Annotated in this window: 22 protein-coding genes; 17 read left to right on the top strand and 5 right to left on the bottom strand. The window is 39.9% G+C overall.

Features of this window, described 5'->3' with window-relative positions; genetic code table 11:
* Positions 1–64: 64 nt before the first annotated feature.
* Both LS48_RS13500 and LS48_RS13505 read right to left on the bottom strand, forming a co-directional pair.
* Positions 65–949 carry an NAD kinase gene (locus tag LS48_RS13500; RefSeq protein WP_062623030.1) on the bottom strand — a complete coding sequence of 295 codons (885 nt, stop codon included), beginning with the start codon at positions 947–949 and terminating at the stop codon, positions 65–67.
* A gap of 47 nt (positions 950–996) precedes the next feature.
* Positions 997–1,653, bottom strand: a complete 657-nt coding sequence (locus LS48_RS13505; RefSeq protein WP_062623031.1) for a CBS domain-containing protein — start codon at positions 1,651–1,653, stop codon at positions 997–999.
* A gap of 88 nt (positions 1,654–1,741) precedes the next feature.
* Between LS48_RS13505 and LS48_RS13510 the strand changes: the two genes are divergently transcribed.
* The 8 genes from LS48_RS13510 to clpX all read left to right on the top strand — a co-directional run bounded on the left by LS48_RS13510 (position 1,742) and on the right by clpX (position 10,011).
* Positions 1,742–2,455 (top strand): pyridoxine 5'-phosphate synthase, encoded by a 714-nt coding sequence (locus tag LS48_RS13510; RefSeq protein ID WP_062623032.1) that lies wholly within the window; start codon positions 1,742–1,744, stop codon positions 2,453–2,455.
* Complete coding sequence (locus tag LS48_RS13515; RefSeq protein ID WP_062623033.1) at positions 2,455–3,216, top strand: alpha/beta fold hydrolase; 762 nt, start codon at positions 2,455–2,457, stop codon at positions 3,214–3,216. The genes LS48_RS13510 and LS48_RS13515 overlap by 1 nt, the downstream gene beginning before the upstream one ends.
* 98 nt (positions 3,217–3,314) lie before the next feature.
* Positions 3,315–4,565 carry an OmpP1/FadL family transporter gene (locus LS48_RS13520; protein WP_062623034.1) on the top strand — a complete coding sequence of 417 codons (1,251 nt, stop codon included), beginning with the start codon at positions 3,315–3,317 and terminating at the stop codon, positions 4,563–4,565.
* Positions 4,566–4,585: 20 nt separating this feature from the next.
* On the top strand, positions 4,586–6,118 hold the full coding sequence (locus tag LS48_RS13525; protein ID WP_062623035.1) for an SGNH/GDSL hydrolase family protein: 1,533 nt from the start codon (positions 4,586–4,588) through the stop codon (positions 6,116–6,118).
* Between the two features lie 81 nt (positions 6,119–6,199).
* Positions 6,200–6,541 (top strand): phage holin family protein, encoded by a 342-nt coding sequence (locus LS48_RS13530; protein ID WP_062623036.1) that lies wholly within the window; start codon positions 6,200–6,202, stop codon positions 6,539–6,541.
* A gap of 85 nt (positions 6,542–6,626) precedes the next feature.
* Complete coding sequence (gene tig / locus LS48_RS13535) at positions 6,627–7,946, top strand: trigger factor (RefSeq protein ID WP_062623037.1); 1,320 nt, start codon at positions 6,627–6,629, stop codon at positions 7,944–7,946.
* A gap of 129 nt (positions 7,947–8,075) precedes the next feature.
* A complete protein-coding gene (gene clpP, locus LS48_RS13540) occupies positions 8,076–8,750 on the top strand; it encodes an ATP-dependent Clp endopeptidase proteolytic subunit ClpP (RefSeq protein ID WP_045079330.1) in 675 nt (224 codons plus the stop codon).
* A 28-nt stretch (positions 8,751–8,778) separates the two neighbouring features.
* Positions 8,779–10,011: an ATP-dependent Clp protease ATP-binding subunit ClpX gene (gene clpX, locus LS48_RS13545; protein ID WP_062623038.1), complete on the top strand. Its 1,233-nt coding sequence runs from the start codon at positions 8,779–8,781 to the stop codon at positions 10,009–10,011.
* A 68-nt stretch (positions 10,012–10,079) separates the two neighbouring features.
* Here the strand turns inward: clpX and LS48_RS13550 are convergent, their stop codons facing one another.
* Positions 10,080–10,262, bottom strand: a complete 183-nt coding sequence (locus LS48_RS13550; protein WP_062623039.1) for a hypothetical protein — start codon at positions 10,260–10,262, stop codon at positions 10,080–10,082.
* Positions 10,263–10,432: 170 nt separating this feature from the next.
* Positions 10,433–11,953 carry a GH3 auxin-responsive promoter family protein gene (locus tag LS48_RS13555; RefSeq protein WP_062623040.1) on the bottom strand — a complete coding sequence of 507 codons (1,521 nt, stop codon included), beginning with the start codon at positions 11,951–11,953 and terminating at the stop codon, positions 10,433–10,435.
* A 144-nt stretch (positions 11,954–12,097) separates the two neighbouring features.
* Between LS48_RS13555 and LS48_RS13560 the strand changes: the two genes are divergently transcribed.
* Positions 12,098–12,892 carry a DUF2797 domain-containing protein gene (locus LS48_RS13560; protein WP_062623041.1) on the top strand — a complete coding sequence of 265 codons (795 nt, stop codon included), beginning with the start codon at positions 12,098–12,100 and terminating at the stop codon, positions 12,890–12,892.
* Here the strand turns inward: LS48_RS13560 and LS48_RS13565 are convergent.
* Positions 12,889–15,540, bottom strand: a complete 2,652-nt coding sequence (locus tag LS48_RS13565; protein WP_062623042.1) for an AsmA family protein — start codon at positions 15,538–15,540, stop codon at positions 12,889–12,891. The two genes, LS48_RS13560 and LS48_RS13565, sit on opposite strands and share 4 nt — an antisense overlap.
* A gap of 150 nt (positions 15,541–15,690) precedes the next feature.
* Here LS48_RS13565 and folK point away from each other — a divergent pair, with 150 nt between their 5' ends.
* The 8 genes from folK (at position 15,691) to LS48_RS13605 (ending at position 24,019) form a co-directional block, all read left to right on the top strand.
* Positions 15,691–16,818 (top strand): 2-amino-4-hydroxy-6-hydroxymethyldihydropteridine diphosphokinase, encoded by a 1,128-nt coding sequence (gene folK / locus LS48_RS13570; RefSeq protein WP_076692483.1) that lies wholly within the window; start codon positions 15,691–15,693, stop codon positions 16,816–16,818.
* 98 nt (positions 16,819–16,916) lie between these two features.
* Positions 16,917–17,846 (top strand): pseudouridine synthase, encoded by a 930-nt coding sequence (locus LS48_RS13575; protein WP_062623043.1) that lies wholly within the window; start codon positions 16,917–16,919, stop codon positions 17,844–17,846.
* Positions 17,847–18,155: 309 nt separating this feature from the next.
* Positions 18,156–19,553: an arginine decarboxylase gene (locus LS48_RS13580; protein WP_045079038.1), complete on the top strand. Its 1,398-nt coding sequence runs from the start codon at positions 18,156–18,158 to the stop codon at positions 19,551–19,553.
* Complete coding sequence (gene speB, locus LS48_RS13585; RefSeq protein WP_062623044.1) at positions 19,543–20,478, top strand: agmatinase; 936 nt, start codon at positions 19,543–19,545, stop codon at positions 20,476–20,478. Before LS48_RS13580 ends, speB begins: the two co-directional genes overlap by 11 nt.
* A complete protein-coding gene (locus tag LS48_RS13590; protein ID WP_045079040.1) occupies positions 20,468–21,445 on the top strand; it encodes a deoxyhypusine synthase family protein in 978 nt (325 codons plus the stop codon). Before speB ends, LS48_RS13590 begins: the two co-directional genes overlap by 11 nt.
* A 66-nt stretch (positions 21,446–21,511) precedes the next feature.
* Positions 21,512–22,000 (top strand): Xre family toxin-antitoxin system antitoxin, encoded by a 489-nt coding sequence (locus tag LS48_RS13595; protein ID WP_062623045.1) that lies wholly within the window; start codon positions 21,512–21,514, stop codon positions 21,998–22,000.
* Positions 22,000–22,458: an RES family NAD+ phosphorylase gene (locus tag LS48_RS13600; protein ID WP_062623046.1), complete on the top strand. Its 459-nt coding sequence runs from the start codon at positions 22,000–22,002 to the stop codon at positions 22,456–22,458. The genes LS48_RS13595 and LS48_RS13600 overlap by 1 nt, the downstream gene beginning before the upstream one ends.
* Before the next feature lie 22 nt (positions 22,459–22,480).
* Positions 22,481–24,019 (top strand): bifunctional GNAT family N-acetyltransferase/carbon-nitrogen hydrolase family protein, encoded by a 1,539-nt coding sequence (locus LS48_RS13605; RefSeq protein WP_045079043.1) that lies wholly within the window; start codon positions 22,481–22,483, stop codon positions 24,017–24,019.
* The last annotated feature ends 14 nt before the right edge of the window (positions 24,020–24,033 follow it).

Below are 24,033 nucleotides of genomic sequence, written 5' to 3' on the forward strand. Positions count from 1 at the left end.
GGCTTGACATTGTGGGAAGCCAATTTGTCTCAGTTGATTAACAAATTTAGATGGATTTTATTGTTTAGTTCCGCTTGTCTTCGCCCCACAAAAGTTTTTTACGAAGTGTTTTTATAAAACTGTCATCGTGTAACTGAAGCAATTTAATGGTAAAAGGAGCTTTTTTAATGATGATCTCAGTTTCGTTTTCTAGCGTTGCAATACGAGAATCCATAGAGACCAAAAAAGTGTTTTCGCGTCCCGAAACTTTTAATGAAATGGTGCTGGAATCTGGAATAACCAAAGGTCGCGCGTTTAGATTATGAGGGGCAATAGGAGTAAGTACAAAATTATTTGCATCGGGGTCTATTACTGGACCGCCGCAACTTAAGGAATATCCAGTTGAGCCAGTGGGTGTTGCTACAATTAGACCATCAGACCAATAAGAGGTAAGGTATTTGTCGTTAACCAATGTCTCAACCTTTATCATGGAGGTTGTATTTCTTCGGTTTACGGCTACTTCATTTAATGCGAAATTTAATGGTTGAATTTCTTCGCTCTTTGGAAAAGTTTCAACCGTAAGCAAGCTTCTTTCAGATATGGAATATTCGCCCTCCAAAATCTGGTTCAGGCTTTCGGTCATTTCTTCCTTTTGGATTGTTGCCAAAAACCCAAGTCTTCCTGTATTGATGCCCACTATGGGAATGCCCAAATCTGCAACGAATGTTACGGCTTTGAGTATTGTTCCGTCTCCTCCAATGCTGAAAAAAAGATCAAAACTAGCGTCTAACTTGGTAAAGGTGGAAAAGGCAGAAAAATTTTTGGTGATATCTTGATTTTGATTGATGATGCCCAAAAAGTTTTCCTCAATAACAACTTCGGCCTCTCTCTTCTGAAGCGCATCGAGCAACATCTGAATATAAATTTCAGAATTTTCGTGATAAAATTGTCCGTAGATGCCTATTTTCATTTAAATAATCTTGACGCTATGGGTACTTTTGTTTCTACTGACTACTGTTATATATTAAGGTATTTGTCCAGATAATCGGAACGTTCCTTTAAATCCTCCAAAAATTTATCTTCTTCGTGATGACTTATTACGTTATAATTATACCTTCTAAACGTTTGAACAATACTGTTCATAGCGGTGTGGCCCACTTTTAAGGTAATCTGTACAGTTTCATTTTGAATTTTTGAAATAAATACTCCAAAAATCCTCGTTCCGTTAGATTCTACAATTTGGCAGATTTCACTGAAAGAATAATCTTGGATTCCCTTCTCAACCACAATAATTCCACCGGTTTCGTTCAGAAAGGGAGTATTGTTAAAAAGGCTCATAATATCACCTAATTCATAATATCCCAAATACTTGTTTTCAGCACCCAAAACAGGCATAATATTGCTGTTGTGAAGTGCAAAAGCTTCCAGGATGTCTAACCAATTCGTATCTTCAAGCACGTGAAAGGGCTCTAAGGCATATTGAAAATCATTAAGTGTTTTGGTATTGTCAAAACAGTACGCATCATTTTCAGAAACACAACCAATAAAATGACCGTCCTTTTTAACAGGGACATGTGAATAGGTGAGCTGGTTGAATACCACTTGCACATCTTTTACATTAGAAGAAATGTCAAACGGTTCAATATCGTTTATGATATAATTCCTGGTTTCCATTGCAAATTATTTTTAACGCAAATTACTTAAAATAAAGCGTCATTAGCGTTTGGAAGGTTTGTATTTTTGTTAATTATAACACAAAGAAATGACAAAACTTAGCGTAAACATAAACAAAATAGCCACACTGCGCAATGCACGCGGCGGTAACGTCCCTGATTTGTTACAGGTTGCAAAAGATGTGGAAAATTTCGGAGCACAGGGAATTACAATCCATCCCAGACCCGACGAACGTCACATTCGGTATCAAGATACGTATGATTTAAAATCAATCGTTTCCACGGAATATAATATTGAGGGGAATCCGATGGATAATTTCACAAAGATGGTTTTGGAAATAAAACCTACACAAGTAACCTTGGTTCCCGACGCTGTGGATGCAATCACTTCCAACGCCGGCTGGGATACCGTGAAGCACAGAGATTACTTAAAGGAAATAATTTCTGAATTTAAGCGAAACGGAATCCGTACTTCAATTTTCGTAGATCCAACCTTAAAAATGATCGAGGGTGCCGCCGAAACCGGAACCGACAGAATTGAACTTTACACCGAAGAATTTGCAAAACAATATTCCTTGGCAAACAAAGAAGCCGTCAAACCATATACTGATTGTGCAATTCTTGCAAATAAATTAGGTTTGGGCATTAACGCAGGGCACGATCTTTCATTGGAGAATATTGCTTTTTTTAAGCAAAACATTCCAAATCTTTTAGAAGTGAGCATTGGGCATGCACTTATTTGCGAGGCGCTTTATGATGGATTGGAAAAGGTAATTTCAGAATATTTAAAAAAACTTAATTAATGACTCTACACTCACAAATATTAGGTTCCGGTAAACCCTTCGTAATCCTTCACGGCTTCCTCGGCATGAGTGATAACTGGAAAACCCTCGGCACTCGCTGGGCAGAAGCCGGTTATGAAGTTCATCTTTTAGACCAGCGCAACCACGGACGAAGTTTTCACAGCGATGAATTTTCGTATAAAATAATGGCGGAAGATTTGAAAAATTATTGCGAAGAGCACAATTTAAAAGAAATAATACTGCTCGGTCATTCCATGGGCGGGAAAGTTGCAATGCAATTTGCCGTAATTTATCCCGAAATGGTTTCGAAGCTGGTTGTTGCAGATATTGGTCCAAAGGCTTATCCGTCACACCATCAAGATATTTTGAAAGCGCTTTCGTCATTGAATTTTTCACAAATAAAATCACGCGGCGAGGCTGAGGATGTCCTTTCAGAATATATAAAAGACGAAGGCACACGACTTTTTCTTCTTAAAAATTTATACCGAAAAAATAAAAACGAACTGGCGCTTCGCATAAATTTACCCGTTCTTTCAGAAAAAATTGAAGAAGTGGGGGTTGCGCTTGCCAATGAAACTGTTTTTGAAGGCGATACGCTTTTTTTAGGAGGCGAGAAAAGTGGCTACATAGAACCGATGGACGAGATTTTGATTAAAAAGCATTTTCCGAAAGCAAAAATAGTTACAATATCAAACGCCGGCCATTGGCTGCACGCAGAAAATCCCGACGAATTTTATGATAATGTTATGAATTTTTTATAATATTGTAAGAAGGTTTCTTATGCGTGCATAATAAATACCTTATAAATAATTCCTTACTAATTTAAAACTAAGAATTAACTCTAAAGAAATAAACAATTATGAAGAAAGTATTACTACTTGCCGTTTTTGCGTTAGCAAGTGCGGTTACTTATGCGGGCGGTTACCGCGTAAGTTTGCAGGGCAATAAAGCCCTCGCGATGGGGCACACGGGCGTTGCGGTTATAAACAGTAGCGAGTCGGTGTTTTTTAATCCTGCCGCATTGGTATATCTGGAAGATAAATTCAGTATCTCAGCAGGTGTGCACGGGGTGTTTTCAAACATTGCCTATCAAGATTCCGAAACTGGTGCAAATGCGCGTACCGATAGTCCCGTAGGAACTCCACTTTATTTATATGCGTCATACCAGGCAACAGATTGGTTGGCTTTTGGTCTTGGCGTTTACACTCCCTACGGAAGTTCTGTAGAATATGAAGACGATTGGGCGGGATCGCACCTTGTAAATAATATTGATTTACAGGCAATCTATATACAGCCAACAGTTTCTTTTAAAATTAACGACAAATTGAGTTTTGGTGGTGGACCAATTTATGTTACCGGTTCCGTTAACTTTAACAGAAACCTAAACCGTACGCTTACCGATCTTGATGGAAATCGTGCAAATGTAACAATTGATGCTTCTGGTGTAAGTAGCTGGGGATGGGTAGCCAGTACAATGGTTAATCTTACGGATGATCTTCACATAGGTGCTACGTACCGTTCAGAAATTATCCTTGATGCTGAAGATGGTACTGCCGAGTTTGAAAATATTCCAAACTCTCCTTTAACGCCTTTTGAAAATACTTCCATCAAGGCCTCTTTGCCAATGCCTGCTGAAATGACCGTTGGGATGTCCTACGATTTCTGCGAAAGTTGGACCTTCGCTTTTGATTACAATAGAACTTTTTGGGATGTTTACAATTCTTTGGATATCGATTTTGCAAACGAAGCTATTCCAGATTCAAAAAATGCTCGTAATTATAAGAACTCTTCCATATATCGTTTTGGGATGCAATATGACGCCACCAAAATGTTCACATTGAGAGCGGGTTATTATTTTGATGAATCTCCTGTTCGCGAAGGCTATTTCGCTCCTGAAACACCTCGCAACGATAGTAATAACTTTACCGCCGGTCTTACCGTAAATCTTGGAGAGCACCTTCAGATAGATGCCTCTTTCCTTTATTCACACTTTAAGGAAGTGGATGCCTCTTACAATTATTACTTCGAGAACGGTGTAGCGGTTCCATTTAAGGGAACCTATAAAACCAATGCTTTTGTTCCAGGACTGGGGCTTACTTATAAATTATAATTGAAAAAAAAATCTTAAAGATGAAAAATATACTAAAATATACATTCGCGGTCTTGGCTGTTGGCTTTGTAAGCTGCGAACCAGAATTTGATAGCCCTGTAACTGACGATGGTTTTTACAGCAGCGGAACGGCAAATCTTTCGAAATATGTTTCCGTTGGAAATTCCTTGACAGCTGGTTATGCTGATGGGGCACTTTATATTACGGGCCAAAAAAACAGCTATCCAAACATTATGGCAGAACAATTTGCCTTTGTGGGCGGTGGCGAATTTAACCAACCGTTGATGAATGACAACATGGGTGGTTTATTGTTAGGTGGGACACAAATTACTGAAAACAGATTCGTGCTTGCCGTTGATGCAAATGGTAATCCAGGACCAGTTCGATTGGAAGGAACTCCCACTACTGATATTTCAAATAAATTAAGTGGGTCTTTTAACAATATGGGTGTTCCCGGTGCAAAAAGTTTTCATTTAGTTGCTCCAGGTTATGGTAATGTAGCAGGAGTGCCTACAGGTTCAGCTAATCCTTATTTTGCACGCTTTGCCAGTAGTGAAAATGCAACCGTAGTTGGCGACGCCGCTGCGCAAAACCCAACCTTTTTCAGTCTGTGGATCGGAAATAACGATATTTTAAGTTATGCAACATCCGGAGGAGCTGGAGTTGATCAAACTGGAAATTTTGACCCATCAACTTATGGCGGTAACGACATTACAGATCCTAACGTTTTTGCCTCTGTTTATAGCCAGCAAGTAGATGCTTTAACTGCAAGTGGCGCCAAAGGTGTTTTGGTGAATATTCCGGAAGTAACTTCCATACCTTATTTTACTACCGTTCCAACAAATGCAATTCCATTAGATGCTGCAACTGCGGCACAATTGAATGCACAATTTGCAGCATATAATACCCAAATATTGCCAGGTTTGACGGCTATGGGAGTAATTACTCCTGAAGAAGCTGCACTGCGTATGATCAATTTCTCTGCGGGACAAAATTTCCCCATTATGACAGATGATGATCTTACCGATTTAACAACCATTTTGCAGGGGGCGCCTTTTAGTCTTCCGCCCCAATTAGCAGCATTGTTGGGCCAATTGCGTCAAGTAAAGTCTGATGATCTTATTGTTTTGACTGCTTCATCGGTATTGGGTACAACTCCAGACCCAAACAATCCACAAGGTGTTATTGGAGTTTCAATTCCTTTAACAGACCAATATGTTTTAGCGGTTTCTGAACAGGCACGCATCACTGCAGCAAGCACTGCGTACAATGCCACTATCCAAGCCCTTGCCGGAGCCAAAGGATTGGCTTTTGTTGATGCAAAGGCTGCTTTGGCGAGAGTTGCAAATGGAGGTGTTGTTTATGATGGTGGCGTGCTTACTTCACAGTTTGTAACAGGCGGGGCGTTTTCTTTGGATGGCGTTCACCCAACGCCAAGAGGGTATGCCTATACCGCAAACTTGATTATTCAAGCAATTAATGATACCTACGATGCAACTATTCCTACGGTGCACATTGGTAACTATGCAACTATTACAGTTACAAATAATTAATATTAAATAATTGCTTTATAGAAAAACCGCCTAGTATGGGCGGTTTTTTTTATCTTTAAATTCAACTTAAACCTCACAAAAATGAAACTAATAATCAAATTATTACTCACTGCCCTTGCAGTTGTGATATTGTCAAAAATTTTGCCTGGCGTAGCTGTTGAAGGCTATGGTTCGGCCATCATAGTTGCAATTGTGATTGCACTATTGCGGCTTATAGTGAAGCCAATTTTGGTACTATTGACGCTGCCCATAACCATTATTACCTTTGGGATTTTCCTACTGATAATCAATGCTTTCATTATAATGATGGCCGACTATTTTGTTGGCGGGTTTGCGGTGGCTACCATTTGGTGGGCACTACTTTTCAGTTTGTTGCTTTCGCTTTTTCAATCCCTTCTTTTTTCGCTTATAAAGGAAGATTAGCAAATTGCTGAACAACAGTTTGTAATTGTTTGTTGTGTTGTCCAAAAAGCCGTACTTTTGCAACCCGAAATTTAGAAGAGAAAAAATGAACATTACAAAAAAAGACATTGATAAACTGAACGCCGTGCTTACGGTAGAGGTTTCAAAAGAGGACTATTCAGGTAAAGTTGAAAAGGTTCTTAACGATTATCGTAAAAACGCCAATATTCCCGGGTTCCGAAAAGGGCATGTGCCTATGGGAATGGTAAAGAAGCAGTACGGAAAGGCTGTATTGGTGGAAGAAGTGAACAAGCTGCTCCAGGATGCACTCCACAAATTCCTCAACGAAGAAAAACTTGACGTGCTGGGCAACCCACTTCCGAAGAATGAAGCGGAAATCAATTGGGATGCAGACGATTATTCCTTTGAGTTTGAATTGGGCCTTGCACCGAAGTTCGATGTGGATGTAAAGGGCAAAGAGGTGGTTCAATATAAAATCATTGCCGGTGATGAAATGCTGAACAACCAAGTAAAGACCATCCGCAAGCAATACGGCAAGTTGATTTCCAAAAAAGAAGTGGAAAAAGGTGATGAAATTACCGGAACTTTTACTTCAAATGAAAAAGAAATAGAGAAGAAAACAACCCTTTCCACAGAGGAGATTGCCGGTAAAAAGCAATTGGATAGCCTAATTGGGGCAAAAGTTGGCGACACGGTTACATTGAAAACAAAGGGAATGTTTGCCGATGACCACGACAACCAAAAGTATTTTGGCGTTTCGCATGACGATGCCCACGGTTTGGACATTGAGGTTTCCTTCAAAATTGAAGAAGTGAACAAACGCGAAATGGCCGAATTGAACCAAGAACTGTTCGATAAATTATTCGGGGAGGGCGTGGTTACTTCCGAAGAGGAATTGAAGACCAAAATAAAGGAGGATGCCGAAGGACAATTTGCACAACAAAGCGACCAAAAATTATTGAATGATGTAGTTGAGACCTTGATTGAAAACACAAAATTCGATCTTCCGAAGGAATTTTTACAGCGCTGGATTGCAATGACGGGCGAAAAAAGACTATCAGAGGAAGATGCAAAAGCCGAATACGAAAGAAGCGAAAAGGGCCTGCGCTACCAATTGATAGAAGGAAAACTTCGTGCGGAAAACAATCTGCAGGTAACCTTTGAGGAATTGAAAGACTATTCAAAAAATATGATAAAAGCGCAGATGGCACAATTTGGCCAAACGGACCCTTCAGATGAGGAATTGGAGTCAATCGCGGCCCGCATTCTTTCAAATAAGGAAGAAGTAGAACGTCTGAGCGAGCAGTTGAACACCAACAAATTACTTAACTTCTTTAAGGAAAACGCAAAATTGAAGACCAAAGAGGTTACCTACGATCAATTCATTAAGGAAGCCTACGCCTAATTCAGCGAAGAAATAGTTATCTTTAGGCGTTGAATTATTTAATTTAACGCCTTTTTAATTCCCGCGCAGATGGGAATCCTTAGGCTTTCTAAATTAATTTTCGTAAATCTAAAAAACGAACAAACATTTATGAACTACAGTAACGAATTCAGAAACTTTGCTATAAAAGATCAAGGCATCAACAATATGTACTACGACAAAATTATAAGTAGTATGTACCCTACCAACTTGACGCCAAATATTATTGAAGAACGCCAGATGAACGCCGTGGCAATGGACGTTTTTTCGCGGTTGATGATGGACCGAATCATATTTCTCGGCACGGGAATCAACGACCAAGTGGCAAATATTGTGCAGGCACAACTATTGTTTTTGGCAAGCACCGATGCCGCTCGCGATATTCAAATTTACATCAACTCTCCCGGCGGTAGCGTGTACGCGGGCTTGGGGATTTATGACACTATGCAATTCATAAAGCCGGACGTGGCAACCATTTGCACTGGAATGGCAGCTTCCATGGCCGCCGTCCTCTTGTGCGCCGGTGAAAAGGGAAAGCGTAGCGGATTAACGCATTCACGCGTGATGATCCACCAACCTTTGGGCGGTGCCCAGGGCCAAGCGAGCGATATTGAAATTACCGCCCGTGAAATAATTACCTTAAAAGAAGAGCTTTATAAAATCATCGCCAAACACACGGGACAAACCTATGAAAAAGTGTATGACGACAGCGATCGAGATTATTGGATGAAGGCCGATAAGGCTTTGGAGTACGGCATGATCGATGAAATATTGACACGAAGCTAAAAAACAGATTTTTTTGAAAAAAGATAATATGTCGAAAGAAGATTTAGAATGTTCCTTTTGTGGCCGCAAAAAGTCGGAAACCAACTTGCTCATTGCGGGTCTGGATGCCCACATTTGCGACCGTTGTATTGAACAGGCCCACGGAATTGTGGTTGAGGAGGCGTTGCATTCAGGAAACACAGATCTTTCCAAAGATTTAATGCTGAAAAAGCCAAAACTCATCAATGCATTTTTGGACGAATACGTAATAGGGCAGGAGCATACCAAGAAAGTAATGTCGGTTGCCGTTTACAATCACTACAAACGATTGTTACAGCCAAAAAGCGATGACGATATTGAAATACAGAAAAGTAATATCATCATTGTGGGGCAGACCGGAACCGGAAAAACCTTGATTGCAAAAACCATAGCCCGAATGTTGAACGTTCCCTTGGCTATCGTCGACGCTACGGTTTTAACCGAGGCTGGTTATGTGGGTGAGGACGTGGAGAGTATTCTAACCCGTTTGCTCCAAGCCGCAGATTACAATCTCGAAAAAGCCGAGAACGGAATTGTATTTATTGATGAAATTGATAAAATTGCCCGTAAGAGCGACAACCCGTCAATTACCCGCGATGTAAGTGGCGAAGGTGTACAGCAGGCGTTATTGAAACTTTTGGAAGGAACTACGGTAAACGTGCCGCCAAAAGGAGGCCGAAAACATCCGGATCAAAAATTTATTGAGGTAAATACGGAGAATATCCTCTTCATTGCTGGTGGTGCCTTTGATGGCATTGAGCGTCATATTTCAAAAAGATTGAATATGCAGGCTGTCGGATTTTCAGCTTCCCTAAAGGAAAATCAAATGGAAAAGGATAACATGCTTCGCTATATTATTCCGAAGGATTTAAAGGATTTTGGCTTGATTCCCGAAATAATCGGCCGTCTTCCCGTGCTTACTTATATGAATCCTTTGGATAAGGAAACATTGCGCGCAATTCTTACCGAGCCTAAAAATGCCATTATAAAACAGTACAAAAAACTGTTTGAAATGGACAGAATCGATTTTGTGATTACTGAAGAGGCATTGGACTTTATCGTTGATCAGGCCATTGAATACAAGCTGGGCGCACGTGGACTCAGGTCGCTTTGCGAAGCCGTGTTGACCGATGCCATGTACGATCTCCCGGGAACGGACGAAACAAAACTGCACGTAACAAAGGAATACGTTGAAGAAAAGATGAGCAAATCAACGATCAAAAAGTTGAAAGCGGTTTCTTAAGGATCGAAGTTTTTATAAAAGCAAAACCCCGATGAAAATCGGGGTTTTTTATGCTTACTAATTAACACTTAAGGGGTAGCGAGCAAAGATTTATTCTTGTTGTAAAGAATTTTATTGTGCATTTGCTCTTTCTTGCTTTTTAAATTATAACCGGCTACTCCACCGTCATTTTTAGCTGCATTTGTAGATGCACATGACGAAAACAAAACGGTAAAAACTAAAAAGCAAACTATGTATAAAACTTGTTTCATTTTGAAATATCAATGATTTTGATGCCTCAAAAGTACCATGGAACCACAGTGCCCACAAAAGTTTTAGTTGAACTTACATAGAAAGTCGTTGAAATACATTTTTTGAAAAAAGTAGTCGTTAAAGTGTTTGAAATATACGATTTACAACCCTTTGTAAAACTAGAAAAGTATTAAAAGGAACGATTGAGCGTTAATAATTCTTCCAAATAATCCCGCGTGTTGGAAAGTCTGGGCACTTTGTGCTGCCCGCCCAGTTTGTTTTTTTCCTTTAACCAGTCATAAAAAAGACGTTCCCGCGCGTGATGGATTTTTGGGGCGTTTAAAGTAGTATTGTTGAAACGTTTCGCCTCATAATCGCTATTTACTTCCTGTAAAGCAGTATCCAAAAGTTTGGTAAACGATTGAAGATCATCGGGCGGCGATTTAAATTCAATTATCCACTCGTGCGCGCCTTTTTCTTTTCCATTCATAAAAATGGGCGCGGCTGTATAATCCACGATTTCGGCGTTGGTAAGTTGCGAAGCCTTTCGCAGTGCAGTCTCGGCATTTTCAATAATTAACTCTTCGCCAAAAACATTGATGTGGTGTTTTGTTCTTCCCGTAACTTTTATGCGGTATGGGTCCGTTGAGGTGAAGCGGACGGTATCGCCAATCTTATACCGCCAAAGGCCTGCGTTGGTAGTAATGACAATGGCATAATTTTTCCCTTCTTCCACCTCGCTCAGCGGAATTACCTTTTCGTCCGGAGTACCGTATTTATCCATAGGGATAAATTCATAAAAAATTCCGTAATCAAGCATCAACAGCAACTCCTTGTTTTCGTTTCGGTCCTGGATTGCGAAGAAACCTTCCGAAGCATTGTAAATTTCATAATACCTAAAATTACTTTTGGGAAGCAATTTATTGTATTGATCAATGTACGGGTCAAAATTTACACCGCCATGAAAATATACCTCCAAATTTGGCCAAACTTCAAAAAGATTATTTCTGCCGGTAGTTTCAATAACCTGGTTCAGCAATACGAGCATCCACGAGGGCACGCCGGCCAGACTGGTAACATTTTCTTTGATGGTTTCGTTAACTATTGCCTGCATTTTGGTTTCCCAATCGCCCATTAATGAAACTTCGTTGCTGGGCGTACTGCTAAATTCGGCCCAAAAAGGCATATTGTCTATCAAAATTGCGGAAAGGTCGCCAAACACGGTTCCGTTTTCTTCATACAATTGCTTGCTTCCCCCGAGCCGTAAACTCTTTCCCAAAAATAATTGGGCATTTGGATTGTTGTTCAGGTACATGCACAGCAAATCCTTACTTGCGGCATAGTGGCAGTTTTCGAGGGAATCGTTTGTAACGGGAATAAATTTACTCTTGGCATTGGTAGTGCCGCTGGATTTGGCAAACCATTTTATGGGCGTGGGCCAAAAAATATTGCTTTCGCCGCGGCGGGCGCGTTCAATTCTGGCCTCATTTTCTTCGTAAGTGGTTACGGGTACCCTTTCGGAAAATTCACGGTAGGTCTTTATGGTTGAAAAATTGTATTCGCGGCCAATTTCAGTATATTTTGCTTTTTGGAGTAAATTGAAAAGCAATTCTTCCTGAACCTCAATAGGATATTTCAAAAAAAGGTCTATTTGATGAAATCTTTTTTTAAGGAACCAAGAAGCAATAGAATTTACAATGGGGATTGGCATGTTTTTCTGCTATCTTTATGCTATAAAAATAACGATTTTATAATTACGACCTGCCTGCTGGAAGGTAGGTTTTTAACTTTTTTTGAAGTGATGTTTTAACGGCTTTTCTTCAGAAAACAGTATCACCTAAATATTTTTGAGTAAATGAATTACGAAGGAGTGCTTACAAAAATGCAGACTGAAAATGGATCGCCCATTCAGTATTACCTGGTTTTTGAAAATGATTTTTTGCATATGAACCAGTTGCTGGATAAGAAAGTTTCAATCAATTTTCTGCGCTATCAATGCCTGAATTGTAGCCTTCAGAAGAAAATTTACCGTCAAGGTTATTGTTATGATTGCTTTTTTGAAATTCCCCAAGCGGCCGATTGGATAATAAATCCAGAAATGAGCAAAGCGCATTTAGGGATGGAGGATCGCGATCTTGCTTATGAAGAAAAAGTACAGATACAGCCACATGTGGTTTATCTAGCCAATAGTAGCAGTGTAAAAGTAGGAGTTACTCGCAAAACCCAGATTCCTACCCGATGGATTGATCAAGGCGCACACGAGGCCATTGAAATTGTAGAAGTGCCAAATAGATATTTAGCTGGAATAACGGAGGTGGCGCTAAAAGACCACGTAAGCGATAAAACCAATTGGCGCACAATGCTTAAAAACGAAATAAAAGATGAGGATTTGGTGGAATGGCGCAACAAACTGAAGCAGTTCATTCCCACCGAAGCTGCCGAATATTATTTGGAAAATAATGCCGAAACAAACCTGCAATTTCCAGTTTTGAAATATCCCGAAAAGCCAAAATCGCTCAATCTCGAAAAAAATCCATTTTATGAAGGAATTCTGAAAGGAATTAAGGGACAATACCTGATGTTTGAAGATCAAACCGTTTTCAATATTCGGGGAAATGAAGGTTATGTGGTTTCAATTACCGTAAATTAATTTCCCGTTTTCGTAGTATCGGTCTTCTTTTTCTTTCCGCTCAAAATGCCACCCAGCACGTCTTTTATAATTTGGGTATTCTGTTGTTGGGTAGTTTGCTGTTGGTTTGTATTGGTATTCGTTTTAGTGGAATCTTGCTTGGTTCCCCCGCTTAAAATTCCTCCTAAAATATCCGTGCCCTGATTTATCAATTTGTCTTTTTGTTTTGCCAGCAACTGTTTGGTCAACGCATTGATGGCTGTTTCTGCGTTTAAAGAAACCTGCGGATTTGTAAATGTTCCTTTCAAGCCAATGGGCAATGCCACGCTCATTGCATCAGCTTCCTGCGGGCTTAAATTTTGAAGCAATTTGGTAACATCACTGCCCAAATATTTTGCTGGCACGTCCATCGTTACATTGTAATCAATAGATTTATCCAGCCCGTGCGTTCCGGCAACGGCAACATTGATTCCTTTTATATCAAAATCAAAAGGTTTCACTTCTATCTTTCCATTATTAAACGTAAAGTTCGTGCTTACATCGCGAAGGCTCAAACGATCCAAATTCAAAAATGAAACTTTATTACCCAAAGCCGCAAGTAAGGGAGCTTGTTGCGAATCCACTTCGGCAGTGATAATTTGGGCTAAGGCAGTGCCGGCAAGCGTGGAAAGTTTTGGCGAAAGATCGTTTGTAAGCTGTCCGGTCAACTCAAATTTTGTGTTTAGATTTCCGTGCAACGCCTTTGCTATCGGCACCAAAAATTGAAACATTTCAAGCTTTTCAAAGGATTGGTCAATATCAATTTTGCTCAAATCCAAAGCCATTGCGAAAGTAGGAGTTTCAGTTTTGGTTGAAACATTTCCCGAAAGCGCAATATTTCCGCCGAAAATATCGGAGGTGAAATTGCTGATCGTTATAGTTTCTTTTGCAATCGCCGCAGTTCCTTTGGCATTTTTCAGTTCCAAATTGTCATAGATTACTTTATTCGCATTAAAATCTAAGGTGGCATCCAGAAAATCTGGAATTTTCACAGTCTCCGAAGAAGTCGTTTTTTGGGAAGCAGTTCCTTTTTCTTTAGAATTATTTTCCGAAGCGGAATCTTCCGAAGCCATAAAATCATTCACGTTAAAAGTATTTGATTGTACTGCGAAGCGTCCTTTCAAATCCTGTTTGCTCATCAAAAATGGGATGAGATTCTGTATGTTGCCCGAAGCCTTAATATCGGTTTGACCCGTTTTCGCGTTTAGTTCTTTTAGCGTAATGGTGCCGGGCTGCATGGTGAGGTTGGCATTGACCACCTTCAATTCGTTTTTAAAACCTGCGTCGTAATTAAAATTGGTAAGGCTTGCCGTTCCGCGGGCGTCAATTTGGTCGTATCGCTCCTTCTCAACCGATTCCATATCGAAATTTGCGATAACATCTGCTTTAAAAATCCCGCTGAGTTTTTGTTCCATTTCAACGGGCAGCACTTTTTCAATATTTGCCAAATTCAACGTTCCCTGCATTTCCATATTCACCAATGGATTTTCGGTCATATTCTTGATGCTTCCGTTCATTCGGAAAGGTTCGTTGTCAATTCTAAATGTCAATTTTGGAATGTTGAGGTAGGTGTCTTTTAGCAAACCTGTTTCATTTATCAACTGTGCGTCGATAGTAATATTGTCAACGGTTTTCGGCAAATCAGGATATTTAAAGGAAGCATTTTCACTCGCTATTTTTATATCCATCGTTGGTATGTGCGTGCTGTCCACAATTCCTTTCAGCATACCATTTACGGTGAAATTTCCCGTGGTTTTTACATCGTTAATTTGCTTTACGTAGGTTTCGGGGATTACGGCCAAAAAGTTTTTAAAATCTGAGGACGGCGTTTTAAAAGTAAGGTTCACTTCGTTATTGGTTTCGTTTACTTTTACGTAACCGTCAAAGGTGAGTGGCAGTTCGTTGATTTTGGCCTCGTTTTCAAGGAAGGTATATTTTTGGTTTTTTAAATCGAGTTTAAAGATTGCGTCGAGGGAAATTCTGTTTTTGGTCAAATATTCGGTGCTGTCAATTTTAAAAGAAGCGAATGCTTCAGTCTTTGTGTCCAGATTGCTTATTTCCTGTGAAAGGTCGCCACTGCCCTCGTGCTGCACTTCGGTGAGCATCAAATAGGTATTTGTGGCCTCGTCCAAATAATTGATGCGCGAATTGGTTATTTCATAATTTTTCAAATCAAAAGTGAAGCCGCCAGCGCTCTCTTCCCCTTCGGTGACTGCGGGCGCGTCATCTTTTACGGCAATGTCGTAATTTGCATTTCCCAGGGAGTCAATCTTAATATTCACGAAAGCTTCGTCAATTTTCACTTCGTCAACTTTTATGGCTTCATTGCTTTTTTTGAAAAGCTGCATAATTCCCATATCCAGTGAAAGCGTCTTGCCGCTCGCCAGCGTATCGCCCTCAAAAGGTGCTTTGTTGATTACGCTGAAATTTTTTAGTTGCAGCGATGCATCGGGAAAACTGCTGAAAAGGCTCAAGTCAAGATCTTCCCAAGCCACGGTGGCGTTGAGGTTTTCGTTGATGGTTCGCTTCAGCATTTTTTCAAGGCTTCCCTTAAAAATGAAAGGAGCCGCGATCAGCAATAGAATTAAAATTCCGAGAATAATCCCTATTATTTTGAGTGCTTTCTTCATAAAAAATTTGAAAATTTCTTTTGTGATAATTCCTTTGGAAACAGCTTATTAAAAAGCGGCATTTCCGTAAAATTTATATCTACGCACAAATTTACTTGGTAGTCTTTTTCTTTTCCTTAATTTCGTCTTAAATGTTAAAATTTGAATCCATTGCAACCCCTGCATAACGTATATCTCTCGCTTGGCAGCAATATGGGCAACCGTTTTGAGCATCTTCAGAATGCGGTGAATGCGCTTTTTGAAGAGGTGGGAAGCATTGTGAAAATTTCCTCGGTTTATGAAACCCCGGCAATGGGTTTTGAGGGCGACCCTTTTTTGAACTGCGCTGTTTGGCTGCAAACGGACATGAAACCGTCCAAGGTTTTAAAGTCTATTTTGGATATTGAAAAAAAAATGGGGCGCAAGCGAAATGTTTCAAAAACCTATACCTCACGTCCTATTGACATCGATATTATTTTTATTGATGGGGAAATTTTACAGACCGAAAAATTGATAGTTCCCCATCCCGAAATGCAAAACCGAAAGTTCGTGCTCCAGCCCTTGGCAGAAATAAATCCAGAATTGATCCATCCCATTTCGAATAAAAAAATTATAAAGCTTTTGGCTGAAACAGCCGATAAAAGCCTGCTTCAAAAGCAATCCAAATGGCTCAGCAGCCCGATGAAGTTTTATAACATTTCACAATATAATTACATCGCCATTGAAGGAAATATCGGGGCTGGCAAAACGAGCTTGGCTACAAAAATTGCAAACGACTTTAACGCCAAATTGATACTGGAGCGTTTTAAGGACAATCCATTTCTGCCAAAATTCTACGAAGACGCCGCACGTTACGCCTTCCCTTTGGAAATGTCCTTTCTGGCCGATCGCTATCAGCAATTGGTTGACGATATTACACAGTTCGATCTTTTTAAAGAATCGGTAATTGCAGATTATGACGTAAACAAATCGTTGATTTTTGCAAGCATCACCCTGCCCGAGGAGGAATATGCGCTTTACAAAAAGCTTTTTCAGGTAATGCACAAAGATGTGCCCAAACCGGATAGGTATATCTATTTGTACCAAAATACGGAGCGTTTGCTGGAAAATATAAAGAAGCGCGGCCGCAAATATGAGCAGAGCATTGAGGCTGCCTATCTGCAAAAACTGAACACGGGGTATTTGGAATTCATAAAAAACCAACATTCCGAAAATATTAAGATCATCGATATTTCAGAAATGGATTTTTTGAAGAACCGGGGAGATTATTTGAGGATTTTGGAGGAAATTGTTTCCTAAGAAAACAGGAGTTGCCAATTGCAACTTATCCTTATTTTACAGCAAATTGAAAACTGCGACTGCCTACTAAATTTGCTTACCTTTGCAAAAAATTAAAGATGAGCGCACAAGACAATTACGATAAAGGAAGAAGTTCCAACAAGCAGGGGAAAAATGCACGAAAGAAAAGTATGGCTCGTGGAAATGCTCCATTGAAATCTGAGAGCCCAAAGAAAAATACCGGAAGGCAGCAAGACCCCGCGAAACCTAAGTTGAAATTTGATAAAACTGGAAAGGAAATTGGCCGCAGGGAGAAGCCTGTTAGGGAGGTAAAAAAGAGCAATCCCGAAGATGGAATCCGCCTAAATAAATATATTGCGAACAGTGGCGTATGTTCCCGCCGCGAGGCCGACACTTACATTGCCACAGGTTTGGTTACCGTCAACGGAAAAATTGTCAACGAGATGGGCTACAAGGTCCAATTAACCGATGACGTACGCTTTGATGGTCGTCGATTAAATCCAGAGCCCAATACTTACATATTGCTGAACAAACCAAAAGGTTTCGCCACAACCGATAGCAATGCAAAGGGAATGACCGTAATGGATTTGGTAGCAAACGCTACCACTGCCAAAATAAAACCTTTCGGCCGTTTGGGCAGGAATGCAACTGGACTTTTATTGTTCACGAATGACGATGAGTTTGTTCAGAAGTTTACCAAAAAAGGTATTCCGAGGTTATTTCATATAGAACTTGACAAAAATCTTAAAGCAGAGCATCTTAAAAAAATAAAGGAAGGTTTTACCATTGAAGGAAAGGAAATTACTGTTGAGGAAATAAGTTATGTTGATAATTCACCCAAAAGCGAGATAGGCTTAAAGATAAAACATACCGGAAACAGCATCATTCGCACCATTTTTGAACATTTGGGATATGACGTAGTCCGCGTGGATTGTGTTACCCTGGGCCCATTGACCAAAAAGGATTTGCCACGGGGCCGCTGGAGAACACTTACCGAAAAGGAACTCAACATGTTCAGCATGATTTAATGCGAACGAAAAATTACTGTCTAATATAAATTATTGGAATTTTTTTGGCACTTTTGTATTGTAAATATTTTAACAGCTAGTATTTTTTGAAATGGTTGGTTTTTGAAAATTTCAGAAACACAAATTCTAAATGGACAACACATTTTTACTTCCAGCAGCTGCCTTGCAGCATATTATAGGCATTAGTCCCACTTTAAAAGCTATGCCTATTCGCAGTTAAACTTCAAGTTAATTTTTTGTTATACCCTCCTTTTTCCAGGGAATACGCGACAAGAATTTTTAATTTACCCCTTCAACCAAAAAGATAAAATGAATACCAAATACATAGATTTAATTAACCAAACGTATTATTTTCCGCAGGAAGAATTTCGTTTGGGCGATAACGGGCTTGAATTTCACGGTGTAGATTTAATGGGGCTCGTAGAGCAATATGGCGCACCACTTAAATTTACCTATCTCCCGAAAATTTCAGAAAATATAAACTTGGCAAAAAAGTGGTTTGCCGAGGCTATTGAAAAGAACAACTACAAAGGCACTTACAACTACTGCTATTGCACAAAAAGTTCGCATTTTAAGCACGTTTTGAACGAAGCCTTAAAAAACGATATTCATATTGAAACCTCTTCGGCCTTTGATATTGACATCGTGGAGCGTTTAAAGAAAACAGGAAAAGTAACCGACAAAACCTATGTAATTTGCAACGGTTTCAAACGCGAGCGTTATATAGAAAACATAGCCAGGTTAATCAATAATGGTCACGAAAACTGTATCCCGATTATTGATAATTACGAGGAAATAGAATTACTGTCAGATAGCATTGAAAATCATTTTAATGTAGGTATCCGTATCGCTTCCGAAGAAGAACCAAAGTTTGAATTTTATACTTCCAGATTGGGGATTGGCTATAAAAACATCATCCCTTTTTATGAAGAACAGATAAAAAATAATGAACGCGTTGATCTAAAAATGCTGCATTTCTTCATTAACACGGGCATTCGCGACACGGCGTATTACTGGAACGAATTGGTAAAATGTTTAAAAGTATATGTTCGTCTAAAAAAGATCTGTCCATCGTTGGATAGTTTGAATATTGGCGGGGGTTTTCCGATAAAAAACTCCTTGGCCTTTGAGTACGATTATCAATATATGGTCAATGAAATATTGAACCAAATAAATATAACCTGTGCGGAAGCTGAGGTACCAGTGCCGCATATTTTTACCGAATTTGGAAGTTTCACTGTGGGCGAAAGCGGGGGTGCCATTTACGAAATTTTGTACCAGAAACAACAGAACGACCGCGAGAAGTGGAATATGATAAATTCTTCGTTCATCACAACTTTGCCAGACACTTGGGCTATCAGCAAACGTTTCATCATGCTCGCCATTAATCGTTGGCACGATGAATATGAAAGAGTGCTATTGGGTGGGCTGACTTGTGACAGTGATGATTATTACAACAGCGAGCAAAACATGGCGGCTATTTATTTGCCAAAATTCAGAAAGGAAAAACCTTTGTATATTGGCTTCTTTAATACAGGGGCTTATCAAGAGACCATTGGGGGCTTTGGAGGTTTGCAGCACTGCTTGATTCCTTCGCCGAAACATATTTTGATTGACAGAGATAAAAACAATAAAATAACAACCGAACTTTTTTCAGAACAACAAACAAGCGAGCAATTGCTAAACATTTTAGGTTATGAGCACTAAGACGTACGCAGGCATCCCGCAAAAATATGCGGCCCTAGAAACATCAAAAATTGTATTAATCCCGGTTCCTTATGATGGAACCAGCACTTGGCAAAAAGGTGCAGACAAAGGTCCCGAAGCATTTTTGGACGCTTCCGAAAATATGGAACTGTATGATATTGAAACCCAAACAGAGGTTTATAAACAAGGGGTCTATCTTGCCGATGCAATTACTGAAAACTCCTCTCCGGAAGCCGTAGTTTCCGAAGTACACAAAGTAACCAAGGATTACATTAAAAGAAATAAGTTTGTAACCATTTTTGGTGGTGAGCACAGTATTTCCATAGGTACAATTAGAGCTTTCAATGAGTGTTTTGACAATTTAACTGTGCTTCATATTGATGCCCACGCCGATTTGCGCAAGGAATTCCACGGAAGTAAATGCAACCACGCGTGCGCAGTCTATGAAGCAAGCCAGACCACAAATTTAGTGCAGGTAGGTATTAGAAGTATGGATGTTGCAGAGACTACCGTAATGGATGAAGAAAAAGTATTTTTTGCCCACGATATGGCAAAGGATGAATACTGGATGGATAAAGTTATTGAAGCTTTGGGCGACAATGTTTTCATCACTTTTGATTTGGATGCCTTGGATCCTTCAATTTTGCCATCAACGGGAACTCCGGAGCCAGGCGGACTATTTTGGTACGAAACCCTGGATTTTCTAAAGCAGGTTTTTGATGAAAGAAATGTGGTAGGTTTTGACATTGTAGAGCTTTGTCCAAATCCTGAAGAAAGAGCCTCTGATTTTGTAGCTGCAAAGCTTTACTACAAAATGTTGACCTACAAATTTGCAGGCACGGACGAAGAAGACGAATACGAAAGCAATTTTAACGAAACCAAAAAAGGCATTTCAAAATTTAATACAGAAGAAGATGAGTACTAGCAAAGGATCTATTTCCCAATTTATTGAAAAATATTATCTACACTTTAATGCCGCCGCCCTTGTGGATGCCGCAAAAGGTTATGAAGCACAGTTGAACCAAGGTTCAAAAATGCTCGTTTCCCTTGCCGGTGCTATGAGTACTGCTGAATTGGGAAAGATTTTTGCCGAAATGATCCGTCAGGATAAAGTGCATATCATCTCTTGTACTGGCGCAAACCTTGAGGAAGATATTATGAATCTCGTGGCGCATAGCCATTACGAGCGTGTACCGCATTACCGCGATTTAACACCACAGGACGAGTGGGATTTGCTTGAAAGAGGAATGAACCGCGTAACGGATACTTGTATCCCCGAAGAAGAAGCTTTCCGAAGAATCCAAAAGCACATTGTAAAACTGTGGAAAGAGGCTGAAGCAAAGGGGGAACGCTACCTTCCGCACGAATATATGTATAAACTTCTTTTGAGTGGCGTGATGGAAGAACATTACGAAATAGATTTAAAGGATTCGTGGATGTACGCCGCTGCCGAAAAGAATCTGCCAATAATCTGCCCAGGGTGGGAAGATAGCACCATGGGGAATATCTTTGCCAGCTACGTTTTAAAAGGCGAATTGAAAGCTTCAACCATGAAAAGCGGCATTGAGTATATGACCTTCCTTGCCGATTGGTACACTGAGAATTCGAAAAAAGGAATCGGTTTCTTCCAGATTGGCGGTGGAATTGCGGGAGATTTCCCAATCTGTGTGGTTCCGATGCTTTATCAGGATATGGAAAGAACCGACACTCCGTTTTGGAGTTACTTCTGCCAAATCAGTGATTCTACAACCAGTTTTGGAAGTTATTCGGGCGCAGTTCCCAATGAAAAGATTACATGGGGCAAATTGGATATGGATACTCCTAAATTTATTATAGAAAGTGACGCCACCATTGTGGCACCGTTAATTTTTGCTTATCTGCTTGATATGTAAAAAATTGCGTTAAATGTTTTTTAACCCCAGACAAATGTCTTAAATTTGTAGACAAATGTATTTATTATGGGTTATGATGAACAGAATATCGCAATTAACGAAGTAAATGAATCGCTAACCGCCTATGTGAAGCATATCGGCAGTATATCGCGAAGTATCTCTTTTGCAGATTTTTTTCTCGATAAAATGCTTATCATTCAAGCAATAAGGACAGGACTGCCATATAAAATTTTTCAACAAATAAAAAGGTTTACGCCCTTTACAGACGAAGATTGGGCAGAATATCTAGATTTGTCCACTAAGACCTTGCAGCGGTATCGCGATGATAAAGATTTTCATTTTAAATCTATTCATACTGAAAAGATTTTTGAACTGGCTGAGGTTACCAATTTTGGAATCGAGGTTTTTGGCTCTTCCGAAAAATTCTATAGCTGGTTAAATGCGCCTTCGTTTGCATTAAACGGTTATAAGCCCGGTGAGCTTTTAAAAGATTCCTATGGTAAGGAAATGGTCATGGCAGAGCTTAACCGTATAGAGCACGGTATTTTTGCCTAATGAGGGTTTTTAGGCTATCCAGAAAAAAATATGCCAATGATCTAAGTGGAAAGGGTGCTGCCAAATTTGGGAACCGCTGGAATAGTAAAGGCGTTGAGATGCTGTATACTGCCGAGAGTAGGGCGCTTGCAATGGCAGAAGTAATTGTACATTTAAGCATAGCTTCCCTCCCCGACGACTATATGATGATTGAAATAGAAATTCCTAGAAACGTCGAAATAGAAACTTTGCCTACCCGACGTTTGGCCACCGGTTGGAATACAAACCCGCCCAAGCTAAACACACAAAATATTGGCGATGAATTCATACGGGCCAATAATAATTGCGTGCTCAAAGTGCCTTCGGCCGTGGTGAAAGGGGATTTCAATTATTTGCTCAACCCGAATCATAAAGACATTAAAAAGATTAAAATTATAGAAATCACCGACTTTCCTTTTGACGAAAGGATTTTTAATTAGAAACACACATCCCAAAAATTATATGGAACCTAAAAAGATTGAAAATATTGAACTTAAGTTTTTAACCATAAAAGACTATGAAGCCCTGAAAAAGGCAACTATTCAATCTTATGGGGGTATGCCAAATAGCTATTGGAAGATCAACGAAATAGGAAACTTAATAGACATTTTCCCAGAAGGACAAGTGGTTATTATGGCCGATGGCGAGATTGCCGGTTGTGCCCTCTCTATTATTGTTGACTTTGATGAATTGGGAGAAAAACATACCTACAAAGACATTACAGACGATCCCAATTTTAAAATACACGACCCCGAAGGCGATGTGCTCTATGGAATAGATGTTTTTATCCGTCCAGATTTTCGGGGATTGCGTCTAGGACGAAGATTATACGATTATAGAAAGGAACTTTGCGAAAACCTAAATCTGAAAAGCATCGTTTTCGGGGGAAGAATGCCAAATTATCATTTACACGCAGATAAACTTTCGCCAAAACAATACATTGAAAAAGTAAAGCGCAAACAGATTGACGATCCCGTTTTAAACTTTCAAATTTCCAACGACTTTCACCCAGTGCGCGTATTAAAAGGCTATTTGGAAGGCGACAAGGCTTCGGGGGAGTTTGCGGTTTTAATGGAATGGGACAATATTTACTATACCAAACCCGAGAAAAAACCAAAGCCTTCTGCGATAAAAAGTATTGTTAGGTTGGGGTTAATCCAGTGGCAAATGCGTAGCTATTCCGGCATGGAGGAGTTGATGCACCAAGCAGAGTATTTTATAGATTCTGTGGCTGGGTACCGCTGCGATTTTGCTATGTTTCCAGAGTTCTTCAACGCTCCGCTTATGGCAAAATACAATCATATGAGCGAGCCAGATGCCATTCGCGAATTGGCTAAATATACTAAGGAAATTACTGAAAGACTTTCACAGCTTTCAATTTCGTACAATATCAATATTATAACTGGGAGTATGCCCGAAATGGTCCGCGGGAAGCTTTACAACGTAGGTTATCTATGCCGTCGCGACGGAAGTGTGGAACGTTACGAAAAGATTCACGTTACGCCAGACGAAGAACGCGTTTGGGGAATGGTAAACGGAAATTCCCTAAAAACTTTCGATACTGATTGTGGAAAAATTGGGGTGCTGATTTGTTATGATTCAGAATTTCCCGAACTCTCAAGATTGCTTTCTGATGAGGGAATGGATATCTTATTTGTTCCATTTCTTACAGATACCCAGAACGGCTATTCTCGCGTAAGACTTTGCGCCCAGGCACGAGCTGTAGAAAACGAATGTTACGTAGCTATTGCAGGAAGCGTGGGCAACCTGCCCAAGGTGCATAATATGGATATACAATACGCCCAAAGCGCAGTATTCACGCCTTGTGATTTCTCTTTTCCCAACAATGGAATTAAAGCCGAAGCAACCCCAAACACCGAAATGATATTGGTGGCCGATGTGGACATAGATTTGCTTCGGGAACTGCACACTTTCGGAGCTGTTCGTAATTTGAAGGATAGAAGAAAGGATTTTTACCGATTGGAAAGGGTGAAGAAGTAGACATCAAACCTGCA

It is taken from the genome of Aequorivita aquimaris (genome assembly GCF_001573155.1).
GTDB lineage: Bacteria > Bacteroidota > Bacteroidia > Flavobacteriales > Flavobacteriaceae > Aequorivita > Aequorivita aquimaris.

Bases quoted from the DNA above. Each gene is read 5' to 3' on its own strand.
- LS48_RS13500 (WP_062623030.1), bottom strand. From the start codon at position 949: ATGAAAATAGGCATCTACGGACAATTTTATCACGAAAATTCTGAAATT.
- LS48_RS13525 (WP_062623035.1), top strand. From the start codon at position 4,586: ATGAAAAATATACTAAAATATACATTCGCGGTCTTGGCTGTTGGCTTT.
- LS48_RS13595 (WP_062623045.1), top strand. From the start codon at position 21,512: ATGGGTTATGATGAACAGAATATCGCAATTAACGAAGTAAATGAATCG.
- LS48_RS13520 (WP_062623034.1), top strand. From the start codon at position 3,315: ATGAAGAAAGTATTACTACTTGCCGTTTTTGCGTTAGCAAGTGCGGTT.
- LS48_RS13550 (WP_062623039.1), bottom strand. From the start codon at position 10,262: ATGAAACAAGTTTTATACATAGTTTGCTTTTTAGTTTTTACCGTTTTG.
- LS48_RS13590 (WP_045079040.1), top strand. From the start codon at position 20,468: ATGAGTACTAGCAAAGGATCTATTTCCCAATTTATTGAAAAATATTAT.
- clpX (WP_062623038.1), top strand. From the start codon at position 8,779: ATGTCGAAAGAAGATTTAGAATGTTCCTTTTGTGGCCGCAAAAAGTCG.
- LS48_RS13605 (WP_045079043.1), top strand. From the start codon at position 22,481: ATGGAACCTAAAAAGATTGAAAATATTGAACTTAAGTTTTTAACCATA.
- LS48_RS13575 (WP_062623043.1), top strand. From the start codon at position 16,917: ATGAGCGCACAAGACAATTACGATAAAGGAAGAAGTTCCAACAAGCAG.
- LS48_RS13505 (WP_062623031.1), bottom strand. From the start codon at position 1,653: ATGGAAACCAGGAATTATATCATAAACGATATTGAACCGTTTGACATT.
- LS48_RS13555 (WP_062623040.1), bottom strand. From the start codon at position 11,953: ATGCCAATCCCCATTGTAAATTCTATTGCTTCTTGGTTCCTTAAAAAA.
- speB (WP_062623044.1), top strand. From the start codon at position 19,543: ATGAGCACTAAGACGTACGCAGGCATCCCGCAAAAATATGCGGCCCTA.
- LS48_RS13565 (WP_062623042.1), bottom strand. From the start codon at position 15,540: ATGAAGAAAGCACTCAAAATAATAGGGATTATTCTCGGAATTTTAATT.
- LS48_RS13600 (WP_062623046.1), top strand. From the start codon at position 22,000: ATGAGGGTTTTTAGGCTATCCAGAAAAAAATATGCCAATGATCTAAGT.
- tig (WP_062623037.1), top strand. From the start codon at position 6,627: ATGAACATTACAAAAAAAGACATTGATAAACTGAACGCCGTGCTTACG.
- LS48_RS13560 (WP_062623041.1), top strand. From the start codon at position 12,098: ATGAATTACGAAGGAGTGCTTACAAAAATGCAGACTGAAAATGGATCG.
- LS48_RS13510 (WP_062623032.1), top strand. From the start codon at position 1,742: ATGACAAAACTTAGCGTAAACATAAACAAAATAGCCACACTGCGCAAT.
- LS48_RS13530 (WP_062623036.1), top strand. From the start codon at position 6,200: ATGAAACTAATAATCAAATTATTACTCACTGCCCTTGCAGTTGTGATA.
- LS48_RS13515 (WP_062623033.1), top strand. From the start codon at position 2,455: ATGACTCTACACTCACAAATATTAGGTTCCGGTAAACCCTTCGTAATC.
- clpP (WP_045079330.1), top strand. From the start codon at position 8,076: ATGAACTACAGTAACGAATTCAGAAACTTTGCTATAAAAGATCAAGGC.
- LS48_RS13580 (WP_045079038.1), top strand. From the start codon at position 18,156: ATGAATACCAAATACATAGATTTAATTAACCAAACGTATTATTTTCCG.